General features: G+C 38.3%; 12 protein-coding genes. 8 read left to right on the forward strand and 4 right to left on the reverse strand.

Annotated elements, in window-relative coordinates; all coding sequences use genetic code 11:
* The first annotated feature begins 94 nt into the window (after positions 1-94).
* The 5 genes from NXS00_RS04275 (at position 95) to bcp (ending at position 5,920) form a co-directional block, all read left to right on the forward strand.
* A complete protein-coding gene (locus tag NXS00_RS04275) occupies positions 95-1,531 on the forward strand; it encodes a DUF1593 domain-containing protein (RefSeq protein WP_258097875.1) in 1,437 nt (478 codons plus the stop codon).
* Between the two features lie 84 nt (positions 1,532-1,615).
* Positions 1,616-2,932, forward strand: a complete 1,317-nt coding sequence (gene mtaB / locus NXS00_RS04280; RefSeq protein ID WP_258097876.1) for a tRNA (N(6)-L-threonylcarbamoyladenosine(37)-C(2))-methylthiotransferase MtaB — start codon at positions 1,616-1,618, stop codon at positions 2,930-2,932.
* A gap of 2 nt (positions 2,933-2,934) precedes the next feature.
* Entirely contained in the window at positions 2,935-3,543 is a 609-nt protein-coding gene (locus tag NXS00_RS04285; protein ID WP_258097877.1) for a fumarylacetoacetate hydrolase family protein, read from the forward strand.
* Positions 3,544-3,606: 63 nt separating this feature from the next.
* On the forward strand, positions 3,607-5,472 hold the full coding sequence (locus NXS00_RS04290) for a M23 family metallopeptidase (RefSeq protein WP_258097878.1): 1,866 nt from the start codon (positions 3,607-3,609) through the stop codon (positions 5,470-5,472).
* Position 5,473: 1 nt separating this feature from the next.
* A complete protein-coding gene (gene bcp / locus NXS00_RS04295) occupies positions 5,474-5,920 on the forward strand; it encodes a thioredoxin-dependent thiol peroxidase (protein WP_258097879.1) in 447 nt (148 codons plus the stop codon).
* Positions 5,921-5,991: 71 nt separating this feature from the next.
* Here the strand turns inward: bcp and NXS00_RS04300 are convergent, their stop codons facing one another.
* The 3 genes from NXS00_RS04300 to NXS00_RS04310 form a co-directional block, all read right to left on the reverse strand.
* Positions 5,992-7,299, reverse strand: a complete 1,308-nt coding sequence (locus NXS00_RS04300; RefSeq protein WP_258097880.1) for a DUF5723 family protein — start codon at positions 7,297-7,299, stop codon at positions 5,992-5,994.
* 1 nt (position 7,300) lies between these two features.
* On the reverse strand, positions 7,301-8,932 hold the full coding sequence (locus tag NXS00_RS04305; protein WP_258097881.1) for a hypothetical protein: 1,632 nt from the start codon (positions 8,930-8,932) through the stop codon (positions 7,301-7,303).
* Between the two features lie 104 nt (positions 8,933-9,036).
* Positions 9,037-10,395: a M28 family metallopeptidase gene (locus tag NXS00_RS04310; protein WP_258097882.1), complete on the reverse strand. Its 1,359-nt coding sequence runs from the start codon at positions 10,393-10,395 to the stop codon at positions 9,037-9,039.
* Positions 10,396-10,547: 152 nt separating this feature from the next.
* On the opposite strand from NXS00_RS04310, the gene NXS00_RS04315 reads away from it, so the two are divergent.
* On the forward strand, positions 10,548-11,732 hold the full coding sequence (locus tag NXS00_RS04315) for an aspartate aminotransferase family protein (protein ID WP_258098447.1): 1,185 nt from the start codon (positions 10,548-10,550) through the stop codon (positions 11,730-11,732).
* 8 nt (positions 11,733-11,740) lie between these two features.
* On the opposite strand, the gene NXS00_RS04320 is transcribed toward NXS00_RS04315, so the two are convergent.
* Positions 11,741-12,916, reverse strand: coding sequence for an aspartyl protease family protein (locus tag NXS00_RS04320; RefSeq protein WP_258097883.1), 1,176 nt, complete (start codon positions 12,914-12,916; stop codon positions 11,741-11,743).
* Positions 12,917-13,022: 106 nt separating this feature from the next.
* Here NXS00_RS04320 and NXS00_RS04325 point away from each other — a divergent pair, with 106 nt between their 5' ends.
* Both NXS00_RS04325 and NXS00_RS04330 read left to right on the forward strand, forming a co-directional pair.
* Entirely contained in the window at positions 13,023-13,835 is an 813-nt protein-coding gene (locus NXS00_RS04325) for a purine-nucleoside phosphorylase (RefSeq protein ID WP_258097884.1), read from the forward strand.
* Positions 13,836-14,516, forward strand: a complete 681-nt coding sequence (locus NXS00_RS04330; RefSeq protein ID WP_258097885.1) for a nitroreductase family protein — start codon at positions 13,836-13,838, stop codon at positions 14,514-14,516. It begins immediately after the preceding gene.
* Positions 14,517-14,533 lie beyond the last annotated feature (17 nt).

The following is a 14,533-nucleotide window of genomic DNA, read 5'->3' on the forward strand; positions in this document are numbered from 1 at the left end:
ACGATATGTTTTGATGTTTATTCAACTGTTTTTAATAAATATACGAGACTAAGTTTGCTTTCATAACCAAAAGCTAAAACAACTTCGATTACAAATGATGTTAAGAATTAAACTCCCGATTATTCTACTTTGTGCCATATCTGCGGTATTTACGTTAAAGGCTCAGCAAACTACCAAACACCGTGTCATTGTATTAACAGACATTGAAGCAGACCCAGATGACACGCAATCATTAGTAAGGCTACTCCTTTATTCCAATGAAATAGATATCCATGGGCTAATTGCCACTACCTCATGCTGGATGAAACATGAACTACATCCTGAATCCATCAAGAAAGTCATTGAAGCATATGAAAAAGTACAACCTAACTTGACTCTACATAAATCTGATTACCCTAAAGCAAGTAAACTCTACGAAATGATCAAAAAAGGTCAGCCTTCATATGGAATGAATAGCGTTGGAGATGGTAAAGATTCCGAAGGGTCTGAATGGATTATTAAAGCACTGGAAGAAAAAGATGATAGACCCTTATGGATTTCCACTTGGGGTGGAGCGAATACTTTAGCTCAAGCACTTTTTAAACTAAAAAAAACTAAGGATGAACAAATACTCAAACACCTCCTATCCAAACTTCGCGTATACACTATATCAGATCAAGATGATAGTGGACTTTGGATTCGCAACAACTTTCCAGAACTGTTTTACATTGTGAGTCCCGGAGATAATTATGGTCAGGCTACCTGGACGGGTATTAATATGGTGGTAGAAGGAATCGATAATTCTAGCATTAGCAATGATTGGCTGGCTAATAACATCCAACAAAATCATGGTCCACTTGGAGCTAGTTATCCAGATGTAGCGTGGGGCATGGAAGGTGACACCCCGGCTTTTCTATCTCTTATTCAAAATGGCCTAAGTAATCCAAACAAACCAAACTGGGGCGGATGGGGAGGCAGATATGAGTTGTATCTACCGGACTTCTCAACACTTAAAGAAGGTTCCTCAATCGTTGAAATTGGACCAGAAACAAGATCGATTTGGACCAATTCAATAGATACATATACACCATACATAGATAATCCGTATGGCCGAACTGTCGTTAAGAGTAACCAAATATTTAAAAGTGACAAAGCTACCATTTGGCGATGGCGAAATGATTTTCAAAATGACTTTGCAGCAAGAATGGATTGGACCATTCACGATTATGATAATGCCAATCACGCTCCTGTCCCAATATTATCTAATTCAGAAATTCTAAAAGTCAAATCAGGAGAATGGATAAGTTTAGATGCCGTTAATTCTTATGATCCCGATGGAGACAGTTTCAGTTTTTTATGGTTTCACTATCAGGAAGCAAGTAGCGGTAATAACCTACTTAATCTAGGTGCTGAAAACACCCATAAGATCGCATTCAAGGCGCCTGAAGTAAAACAAAACGAGATCATTCATATAATACTAAAAGTAACCGATAGAGGTACACCAAAACTGAGTGCCTACAAAAGAGTCATTATCGAGGTAACTCCACATTGACGTCAATACCTTTTTCATAACCTACCAAAACTTTAATCTGGTGCCTTAAGGCATTCAAACAAAAGGCCTTAACTTTGCAGTCTTATGAAACGAGTGGCCTTTTATACGTTGGGATGTAAGCTAAACTTCTCGGAGACTTCTACCATCTCCAGAATGTTTGAAGATAAGGGATATCAGAAGGTTGATTTCACTGATAAACCGGACATTTTTGTCATTAACACTTGTTCTGTTACGGAGAATGCAGATAAGAAGTGTAAGAAAATTGTTAAGGAAGCAAAAAAGATATCACCGAATAGTTACGTAACTATTGTTGGGTGCTATGCTCAGCTAAAACCAAAAGAAATTTCTGAGATTAAAGGAGTTGACGCTGTATTGGGAGCCGCTGAGAAGTTCAGAATGTTCGAATTTCTGGATGACTTCACCTCAAACAATAAGCCACAGGTATTCGCATCTGAAATTCAGGAAGCTAAGGCATACAACTCATCCTACTCTTATGGAGATAGAACAAGAACTTTCCTGAAAGTTCAGGACGGGTGTAACTATGGCTGTGCATTCTGTACTATCCCTTTAGCCAGAGGTAAAAGTAGAAGTGCCAGCATTGCTGAAATCGTAGAGCAAGCTAAAGAAATAGCAGCTTCTGAAGTCAAGGAAGTCGTTTTGACTGGAGTGAATATTGGCGACTTTGGGATTCAAGACGGACGTAGAAAAGAGAAATTCATTGATTTGATTAAGGCTCTGGACGAAATTGAAGGAATTGACCGTTTCCGTATTTCTTCTATAGAACCCAACCTATTGAGCAATGAAGTCATTGAGTTTGTAAGCCAATCACAGCGATTTGTTCCCCACTTCCATGTTCCGCTTCAGTCTGGAAGTGATAAAATCTTAAAGCGTATGAATCGCCGCTATTTGAGTGATTTGTATCGTGATAGAGTTAGCAACATCAAACAATTGATGCCCCACTGCTGTATTGGGGTAGATGTAATCACCGGATTCCCTGGAGAAACAGAGGAAGACTTCCTTGACACCTATCAATTCTTAAATGAATTGGATGTATCCTACCTGCATGTGTTCACCTACTCTGAAAGGGCTAATACGCAAGCTTTAGAAATGGATGGCATTGTCCCAATAAAAGAACGTCAGAGGCGATCAAACATGCTTCGGACGCTTTCAGAGAAAAAGAAAAGATACTTTTACGAACAGCATACAGGCAATTCTCAGACGGTACTGTTTGAAGATGATATTGAAGATGGGATGATGCATGGATTCACAGAAAACTACATCAGAATCAAAGCTAAATATGATCCTGTGCTCATCAACGAAACCAAAACTGTGCAAATGGTTCGTGTAGATGAAAATTGTCTCATGGAAGTAGAAGAATTAGAAGAAGTACTCGTTCATTAATTATGAAAATTATCTGCATTGGTCGTAACTATGTCGACCACATCACTGAACTAGGAAATGAAAGACCGGACAATCCAGTAATTTTCATGAAACCGGATACTGCGTTGTTGAGAAACAATGATCCGTTCTATTATCCAGAGTTTTCAAAAGACATTCATTACGAGTGTGAGTTGTTGGTGAAAATCAAAAAAGAAGGCAAATCCATCGATCCTAAGTTTGCTCACAAATATTATGACGAGATTGGACTTGGAATAGACTTCACAGCACGTGACATTCAATCTCATGCTAAGGAAAAAGGACTTCCATGGGAAAGAGCGAAAGCTTTTAATGGCTCTGCTCCTATATCCAATTTCATTTCAAAAGAGGATTTCGATATCAACAAGACAACTTTTGAGTTGGAATTAAATGGTGAAATCGCCCAGGAAGGAGATAGCTCCTTGATGCTTTGGCCTGTCAATGAGCTGATTGCGTATGTATCTCAATACTTCACATTGAAAACAGGTGATATTTTATTCACTGGCACTCCAAAAGGTGTAGGTCCTGTAAAGATTGGAGACAAACTTGTTGGTAGACTTGAAGGAAAAGAAATGTTTAATTTCGAAATAAAATAAACAAAGAATGCACCCCACCTATTTAGTGATTAACCGTAACAACAAATAGTACTGGAATCATTCATGAGATATCTCTTTTTAACAGTTTATATTTTTTCATTCACCAGCTTTTTAAACGCACAGTCATCAGATAACTATTACCTTTTCCCGATTAGACCCGGAGAGCAAAACTATCTAGCAGGAACGATGGGTGAATTGAGATCTTCTCACTTTCATGCAGGTATAGACATCAAAACTGGAGGGCAAAGTGGGTGGCCCGTATATGCAGCAGCAGATGGGTATATCAATCGAATAAGAATCAGTAATGGAGGGTATGGACATGCACTCTACATTGCTCATACCAACGGCACATCAACAGTCTATGGCCATTTAAGCAAATTCAATGATGACATTGCAGCATATGTGCTAGATGAGCAATATGAACAGCAATCTTTTACATTGCAACTCTTCCCTAACAAAGAACAATTCAAAGTAAAAAAAGGTGATATCATTGCTTATTCTGGAAATACTGGTTCCTCTACAGGACCACATTTACACTTTGAAATTCGAGATAAAAATCAACGAATATTAGATCCCTTAAGCTTCAACTTTCCAGAAATTAAAGATCAAATCGCCCCACAGGTGAAAAGTTTGGCATTCGTAACGCTCGATGGACAATCCAGAGTAAATGGCATGTATGGTAGGTACGAGTTTGATGTGCTGAAAACAGGTTCTTCCTATGAGCCAAGAATTCCTATTGAACTCTCTGGTAACATTGGCATAGAAATCTATGCCTATGATCTGCTTAATGGAGTTTACAATAGAAATGGAATACCCGAAACAACACTTATAATTGATGGTGACACCATATTCAGAGAAGTTAAAAACTCTTTGAGCTTTGCTCATCAAAAGTCAATTCTGGTTCACATGGATTACGAACGCTACAAGGAAGGCGGACCGAAATTCAACAAACTATTCATCGATGATGGAAATGACAATGACTTCTATGATGTAGCTTCCAACGGATTCATTTTTAATGATGAATTACCTCATGACATCAAAATATTACTAGAGGACAGTTACGGAAACATCTCAGTAGTTGAAGCGTCTGTCAACAAAAGAAATGTGGTCAACAAACCAGATCCTGCTATCTCTGACTATGAAATCTATCGCAATCACCTTCATCTTAAAAACATAAATAGCAAAGGCACAGAACCTATTAAGGTATTCCATGGTGGATCTACTGAAACCATTGTACCCTACAGAGAAACACATAAAGCCAATTATGCCCTATATGATCTGCGAAAAGGCATTCCTGACTCCATTGCAATAAACGGAAGGCATATCTACCCTGATCTATACTCCATGCTTACTCCTGGCAGCGACATCACTTTTTACAATCACGACTTTGAATTAGCATTGCGTAAAAAGACCTTATTTGACACGCTATACTTAAGGTATTCCAAAAGTATAGATGAATCAACTGGTCAGGAACTGTTCGACTTTCCATTACAAAATGTTCCATTCAAAAGCAGTTTCACGCTTACCTTGAAACCTACCAAAACATATGCAGATAGCACTGCCAGAGTCTATGCAAAGTATGGCAAGCGGTTATCATTTGTAGGTGGTGAATGGGAAGATGGAATGATCACTTTTGATGGCAGCTCATTCGGAACTTATACCATAGCAGAAGATCTTACACCTCCGGTCATTACTCCAAGAATTGTTAACAGCAAGTCGCTCTATTTTAAAATTACAGATGACTTATCGGGAATCAGACACTATAGAGCCACGTTAAACGGTGAGTTTCTTCTGATGAGTTATGAATATAAAGACGATCTTATCTGGGCAACTCCCAGAAATCAAAACAACTCATTAGTTGGTGAGTTTATACTGGAAGTAACTGACAACACAGGTAATAAATCAGTATATCATAATAACCTAAAATAACATGTTAAAAGCTGGAGATAAAGCTCCTGATATTGAGAGCATTGATCAGGATGGAAACCCGATTAAATTATCTGATTTCAAGGGCAAAAAGATCGTTTTGTACTTCTACCCTAAAGATAATACACCGGGCTGCACCGCGGAATCATGTAACTTAAGAGACAATTATGAAGCATTACAAAATCAGGGATATGTAGTGCTTGGAGTAAGTGGTGATAGTGCAAAGTCTCACAAAAAGTTTATTGACAAGCATGAGCTACCTTTTCCACTTATAGCTGACGAAGACAAATCTGTACATGAAGCCTTTGGCACCTGGGGAGAAAAGAAAATGTATGGAAAAACCTACATGGGTACACTTCGCACGACTTTTATCATCGATGAAGATGGAGTAATCGAAGAAGTGATCGAAAAAGTAAAAACCAAAGATCACACTTCACAGATATTAAAATAAGAACAATAGAAAAGCCCTGACTTACGATCAGGGCTTCTTCATTTACCTGTTTTAACATCAATTAAATTCCTTTAGTCTGGACTTCCAAACAAGAAATTAACTCCAAATTTCATATTCAAACCAGAGGCTTCTGGCAAATTCATCGTTCCGAAAATATGATCTACGGATACATACGTTTGGAAAAATCCTCCTCTTAGCATTAGGCCAAGACCAAGATCTGCACCATGTTGTGAAGCTGCAGAAATAGTACCTGATGCACATAGCCATTTCCCCAGTTCTTGGGTATAACCTATACCAAACGCGCTCTTCATTTTTCCCTGGGTAAAGTAATTGGACATAATAGCGGTCGCATATCCATTTCTTGTCACCCTATAGCTCCCGTTTAAGAACAACCTGGAATTAAGTGAAGTGGTAAAACTAGCTGCCACGGTGTCTACCGATAAGGACTCTATAGAATCCGAAATAGCATCCGCTAGTTGATCTATGTCATCGAAACTGCTTCCACTAATATCAAAACTAGTTCCAGTAAATGATGCGGTTTCTGAATCTTCCTTCCAATTGATGAATCCTAAATCAACAACTGACATACCCACTGTAATCTTTTCTGTCAACTCCATCTGCGCACCCAAATCGATACCGAAACCTGTATTTTCATTAAAAATGAAATAATCAGCATCCCCATCTTCTGCGGCATTCATACCTGCACTTCTTGACAAGCCATCCTGCATGGTTACTGTCACAGAATAATCGTCAGGATCCGTATAAATCGACATAGCCAGGTTATCTTTCAGACTTCCATGAATGGTTCCATTGAGTAGCTTTAATCGGCCTCCTACATCAAACTTATAACCAAACAAGTTCAATGTACGGCCATAACCAGCACCTATTTCTCTATAGTGAGTAAAATCATAAGATAGATCATCTATCAAATAATCCTCTCCCAAATACTCCGCATTACCTTTCCAAATAAAATCAACCAACTTCAATGGATAAAAGAAAGTAGCATCGATTCGCTCGTTCATGAACAGGGTAAAATAGGATTTTTCATTCAACCGAACACCAATCATCATATCCGTAATATTGCCAGTGGTGTTCAAATAAGCTCCTTCTTTTTCATTCAGAAGAAAACGGTTGACATCAATCAAAGTAGAATCACCAGTAGTCACTAATACATCCGATACTCCAAAGCTATTATTCACAGTAAGATCAATACCTGACATCACAGGTAAACTCACAAAAGTTTGTGCCTTAGGAAAAATCGCAGGATTGTAGTTCATATTTTGCGGTGTAGCACCCTGCATTTGATAAAAATTCAAATTGAATTGCCCAAACGACATGCTGGCAATTCCTACAAAAAGTATTGTTAAAATAGATTTCATATTAATTACCGTTTATGTCTACTGATACCTTACCTCTTACTCCAACTTTCACTTGCAAGTCATAGTCTGCGAATACCTCTACATAGTTATCAGCGCTCGCATCATAGCTATCAACTTTAATGACAGTCCTCAATATATCTGATTGGATTAAGTTGTTCACTTTTGTCTGATCCAATAGCACTTCTGCACGATTAGCTTCTGGACTAGAAACCTTTCCATTAGAGTCGAAACTCGTAGGTGATGCGAAAAGAATTTGATCAACAATAGAATCTAAAACCACCTCGTTTTCATCGAGCATGTACAAAGATAAATGGCCTTCAAAAGGCAATTCATTGATCGTATTTATCACAAGTGATAGCTCTTGAGTTCCCTCTAGATCTGACAAGTCATCCAACTCTGTATCCTGTTCAAACTCAAAGCCTGACAAATTCACGCTAAATGGTATCGAAACCTTAGCATTAATTGCGATTTCAGAATTATCTGTAAGCCAATTGGACGATGTATTATCCAAATTGCTATATCCTGTTGGTTGGATAATGATTTCATTAGGAGAATCTGCCAATAGATCTCTAATATTTGAATTATTGACATCTATTTGAAACACAGTTCTAATGGACGTACCAAAATCTTCGACAGGACTCGCATCCATATACTGCAGTGTATTCGCAATGCTACCTGTCAGATACTTTTCACTTGATTCTGTATAGCCAAATCGCATATCAGTCAAATCAATTCCTGCAGGTAGTCCGAAACCATTGTCAATAGTAAATTGAATAACAGGGTCTTCAAATAGAATTCCAGTACCTCCTAAATCATCAAAAAACTTAATTCTCTTTCTAGTAGCACTTAAATTGAATGTATCAGTTCCAAATGTCCCGAAGATGGCATCATGATTAGGTTCATCAACAGCGATATCCAGATACAAATATTCTTCACCTGTCAACTGCTCACCAGACTGAACCAAAATCTCAGCTCTAAGATTTACATAAAACTTGTTGGAATCCGATTCATTGAACAATACGACTTTGTACCCATCCAGTCCAACTCGCTGAATTTCAGAACGATCTGCTGCCGCCAAATTGGAAACAATTTCGATTGAGCTATTGTCTGAAAGACTGGTAAACGAATTGGCAACGACCGAGTAGTTTATTGGTTTACCAAATGTTGATAGAATCTCTATTTTAAAATCACCACCATCAAAATAAATAGAATCAAGATCTTCTCCATCTACGGCCGGAAAGTCAATTGAAAACTGTCTTTCAATAACTAAGGTTGTGTCAGTAAAAGCTACAAACGGTACATTTATAGGAGAATTGATGATCTTACTACTATTAAAATTTTGAAGCTCAACAAATTCATCACCCAATTGAAAATTGGTATTTAAATCATAGGTAAATATGACTTGCTGATTATCTGTAATTTCATAATTGGTAGTATCTGTAACATTATCTGTCAAAAACTCACTGAATGAGATAGTGTCATTAACCAGAAGTAATGCTACGTTACCTTCATAGTTTGGGAAATAGGTATTGTCAAGGTTTGGAAATTGATCCAGATTACAAGATCCTAAACCTATGGTGCAGATTGATCCGATCAAAATTAACACCAGGTTGGTTAGATTTTTTCTGAGCACATTAGCCGAATTAAATATAAAACATTCGGCAAAAATGTCTGTTTGACCTTAACAATCAAACTATTTTCGGTCAATCTCTGAAATTATCACATAAAACCACTTTGTTAATTGCGAAGGACACCAGTTGGGTAGGCGATGACACTTTCATACCCGTTTTCACCTACCGAGCCAACACCAAATAAGAAATTATCCAATACAATACCTTCTAAGGTAAAAGATGAGACATCACCCACATAGCGACTATACTGCCACACCGCAGATGTAGTTTCTCTCCAATAAACTTTATACCCTTTTGCACCATCCACCTTTCCCCAGGATAGTTTGGCGCTTGGCTGCACGATACCTCCTACTTTTACATCAGTTGGGCTGGCAGGTCCGCTTGCCATAGCTGCAAGTACAATAGCATTTACAGCCGTCATCTTGGCGCAGTATGCAAAATTCACTCCTTCTATTACATCTCCGTATGCTATTCCATCTTCTATCCGGATATCCTGGTGCTGACGATTGTAATTTTCATGTGCTTCCATAATTCTTACACCTGAAAATCCTAACTCATTAAATGGTCTATGATGACCTCCTCTTCCAAAACGATCCAATCTATAGATCATGATCGGATTCATCTCAGGCATATATGCTTTGGTTGTTTCATAAACGAATCGAGCCAATTGACGGGAATCACCATCGTTTTCACCGCCATAGAAGCGTTTCATCAATAAGCTTCTTTCTGTAGAGGTGCTGGAGTAAGGCTCTGAGAAGATTCTGAAGCTACGGTTATCAATTACCCCATCCACACCTTCAATATTACCAATCATGTCGTTATTGAGAATACCTATAATTTCCCAGCCCTCTTCTTTGGCTTTTTCAGCTAGAAACTTACCACCATACAAACCTTGTTCTTCTCCTGACAAACCAGCATAAATTATCGAACTCTTAAACTTGTGTTTAGATAAAACTCGGGCAGCTTCAATTGCTCCGGCCATACCAGTCGCATTATCATTAGCTCCAGGAGCATCAATTTTGTAATTTTTGACATCAGAAGCTCTACTATCAATGTCACCACTCATTATTGCATACCTATTGGGATAATCCGTTCCTTTTTGAATAGCATAAATATTTACAACATAGGTATCTTCATAAATTCGAGTTTCTGGATCAGCCTTGACCAGTGTACGTTGCTCATAAACTTCCAAACAGTTACCACATTCTTTAGAAATCTTCTCGAATTCAGCCTTTATCCATCTTCTTGCAGCTCCGATCCCACGTGTTTTGGAAACTGTATCTGACATGGTATGTCTCGTTCCAAAACCTGCTAATTTTCTAATGTCAGTCTCTAAACGCTCCGCACTTACCTCATCGATGATTTCATACATTTTTAGATCATCGGGCATTTCTTGCGAATAGGAATTAAAGGAAATCACGAAGAAAACAGCTAAAACAGAAGTAGTAAGAATTGATTTCAACATAATAAGTCAAGGTTTTTTATTTGATTCGTCTAAGTAATCATAAAATGACTGATTTTGTCTAACCGCTCATATAATTCTAAGTAGGTCAAACTTTGAGATCCTTTGAAACAAGACTTAGAGGTAGCAATGCTGTTTATTACCTTTGCGGCATGATTACAAATCGACAGTTATTTCTAGACCATCTTGCCCAAACTACAGACTTCCCACTGATGATTGAAATTGATCATGCAGAAGGAATTTACATGTATGAGCCCGGAGGAAAGAAATACATCGATTTAATTTCAGGAATAGGCGTCAGCAACGTCGGACACAGACATCCTCAGGTTGTAACTGCATGTAAGGATCAACTTGATAAATACATGCACTTGATGGTCTATGGTGAGTACGTTCAGTCTCCCCAATCTCAGCTAGCCAAAGCTCTAACAGATACGCTTCCAGACGAATTGAGCTCTGTTTACTTGGTCAACTCCGGAAGTGAGGCTGTTGAAGGAGCGATTAAATTGGCAAAGAGATATACTGGAAGACCTCACGTAGTTTCGTGTATCAATGCATATCACGGATCCTCTCATGGTGCGTTGTCTGCGGGAGGTAATGAAATCTTCAAACAGAATTACAGACCGCTCCTGCCGGGCCATTTTCACATTTCATTCAACGACCAAAAAGCATTTGCTCACATTAACAACAAAACAGCTGCAGTCATTGTGGAAACAGTACAAGGTGAAGCTGGTGTGAAAGTCGCAGATCAAAACTATTTCAAGTCGCTGAAACAGCATTGTGAATCTGTTGGGGCCTTGCTCATCCTGGATGAAATTCAAGCTGGATTTGGTAGAACAGGAAAGTTCTGGGCATTCGAGCACTATGAAATCGTTCCAGACATTCTTGTAAGTGCCAAAGGTATGGGTGGTGGAATGCCGATTGGTGCATTCATTAGCTCCAAGGAAATAATGGACTCGCTTAAGGAGAACCCAATACTGGGTCATATTACCACCTTTGGAGGACATCCGGTAAGTGCAGCAGCTTCTTTAGCGACCATCAATATCATCAAGAATCAAAACCTGATTGCTGGCGTAGCATCTAAAGCAGCATTATTCAAATCAGAACTACAACATCCAGCCATTAAAGAGATCAGAAATAAAGGCTTGATGATGGCGGTGGCATTTGATTCGTTTGATATTTTGAAACCAGTGATTGACAGAGCTATTGAACTCGGCGTGGTAACAGACTGGTTCCTGTTCTGTGACAATGCCATGCGAATAGCTCCTCCTTTAATCATCACAGAAGACGAAATAAAAATGGCCTGCAAGATTATCCTACAGGCCATTGATGATGTTTTATAGACTGAACTTTAAATCAAAGGATCCAAATCTAATGTAGACTCCTTCTCGATTCCATCTTGCAAATACTTAACCGTCACAGATTTGTTAGCTTGCTTAAGAGCAGCACGTATTTCTGGAAGTTTCATGGACTCTACAACTTGACCATCCACAGCCAACAACTGAGCATCCACTTTTATTCCAGCAATCTCTGCAGGACTTCCTTCGAATACTCTGTGAATAAGAAGTTTTGTTCGCTCTTTGTTGAATTGCAAATTGATACCACTTGCATTAACCAAATATGGCTTCTCAAAATTCTTATTAGACTCCAAATAAACTTCGTTTTTTGAATAATCGAATGTGATATTAAAATGCTTCAATACGCCGTTTCCAACAATTCCTGCAACTTTCTTATTATGCTGAATACCGTGCTCAGCCTGGCTAATACCTATCGGTAGTTGATCAATATTAAATGTTCCGATGCTAAAGTTTTGAATTCGACCTTCATAATGCATGGTCTCATTATCTTCTAGTCCAGCAACAGGATATGAATAATGATCTCCAGTTTTTGCAATCACATCATGCTTTTGAGCAAATGGAGTGTTAAAATCAAGAGTAGTCCCTGCTCCAGTATTTAAAAAGAAATCTTCAGTATAGGATTCTCCATTGTTTAGTGTCACAGAGGCCTGAATAGTAGGAATGTAATGAATCAACTTAAAGCTAAATTTCTCACCATTGCCAGTATTTTGATAGCCATCCTGATTGTACAATTTGATCTTCATGTCTTCATAATCGATTTTCACTACATAATTCTTCAGTAGGTCATAACCGATTATGCCATCAATATTTCTTCCTATAGTTTGCTCTAAATGGCTCAACTCAGTTGTGTAAAGCTCAATATCATCCAGTTTCACATCGTTAATTTCTATTTTATTATGCGCTATTAACGAACCACTGATACTTCCCTGAGCACTTGTCTTAGTGGATTGATGATCTGGTTTTAAATTGAGTTTTTTAGCTATGTCAGTATCCAATACTGACAAACCATCTCCTGTATCAAAAATGAAATCAACGGGATCAGAATCATCAACGGAAACAGATATGAAGATGTGATCTCCAAACAATTCAAACTCCGTTTCAGTAATTAACTTCTGTGCTGATACTTGAAGTACCATCACTATTGAGGCTAATGATAAGATTTTTTTCATGTGTAAGGTCAGAATTTTAAGTTTTCAATTTAAAAACAGATTTTATTCTTTACTATAAAAAGTCTTTAATTTTCCCATCTTGTAGACATTCACAAAAACTCTCAAAATGATCAAAAACGTTGAAAAAACAGTAGAATTCTTAAAATCGGAAGGTTTTGACATTCCTGAATTTGGAATCATTCTTGGAACAGGTCTAGGCGCTCTAGCTAACCAAATCGAAGTGATCAAAGTAATTCCGTATGAAGACATCCCCAACTTCCCTATTGCTACAGTAGAATTTCACAAAGGAAAATTGATCTACGGCCTACTCGAGAACAAAAAAGTAGTTGCTATGAGTGGTCGGTTTCATTACTACGAGGGTTATTCAATGGAAGAGGTGGTATTTCCTGTAAGGGTATTGAAATTCTTAGGCATTCAGAAGCTATTAATAAGTAATGCTGCAGGAGCAATGAACCTGGACTGGAAAAAAGGTGAATTGATGTTAATAGATGATCATATCAACCTCCAGCCAGACAACCCTTTAAGAGGAAAGAACGCCGGAGCTTTCGGTCCAATCTTTACTGATATGAGTCAGCCTTATGACAAACACATGAATGAGGTTATGGAAAAAGTAGCTTCTACTCATCAAGTTCCATTGAATAAAGGTATCTATGTAGCGGTATCCGGACCCAACCTGGAGACAAGAGCTGAATACCGTTTTTTAAGACAAATTGGTGCTGATGTGGTGGGCATGTCTACCGTACCGGAAGTAATTGCTGCCAATCAATTGGGACTTCCAGTAAGTGCTGTATCAGTATTGACTGATGAATGTGATCCAGATAACCTACAGGCCGTAGATATTGCAGATATCATAGCCACTGCCGGCGCTGCGGAGAAACATCTTGTCACCCTATTTAAAGAAGTAATCAAAGCACTATAAATGGAAACCAAAATAATAAACGGCTACACCCACGTTAAATACTCCCCTCTTCAATTCTCTGAAAAGGAAATGCTCGAACGTTCAAAGTCTTATTATGAACTTCTGAATAAGAGAAGATCTGTTCGTGAGATAAGTGATCGTCCTGTTGATGAGCAGGTCATTCATCATATCATTCAAACTGCCTCTACCGCTCCTTCTGGTGCACATAAACAGCCCTGGACTTTTTGTGTCGTTTCTAATCCTGAAGTGAAAAAGCAGATTAGAGAAGCCGCAGAAAAGGAAGAGTATGACAGTTACAATGGCAGAATGAGTGAGCGATGGCTCAAAGACCTTGAGCCTATTGGTACCGATTGGCATAAACCGTTCTTAGAAAATGCACCTTATTTGATCATTGTATTCAAAAAGGTCTATGAAATGAATGAAGGCGAAAAGGCAAACAATTATTACGTAAATGAATCTGTAGGAATTGCTTGTGGCATGTTGATTAGTGCCATTCATAATGCGGGACTAGTTACATTAACTCACACACCAAGTCCAATGAATTTTTTAACTGAAGTTTTGAATCGCCCGAGCAATGAAAGACCCTTCCTTTTACTACCTGTTGGACATGCAATAGATGAAGTTTACGTGCCAGACCTGGAAAGAAAGTCATTAAAAGAGATGGCAGTCTTCTATAAATAGCTCTTCAAAAACCTTCA

This window comes from Marinoscillum pacificum, assembly GCF_024714495.1.
GTDB lineage: Bacteria > Bacteroidota > Bacteroidia > Cytophagales > Cyclobacteriaceae > Marinoscillum > Marinoscillum pacificum.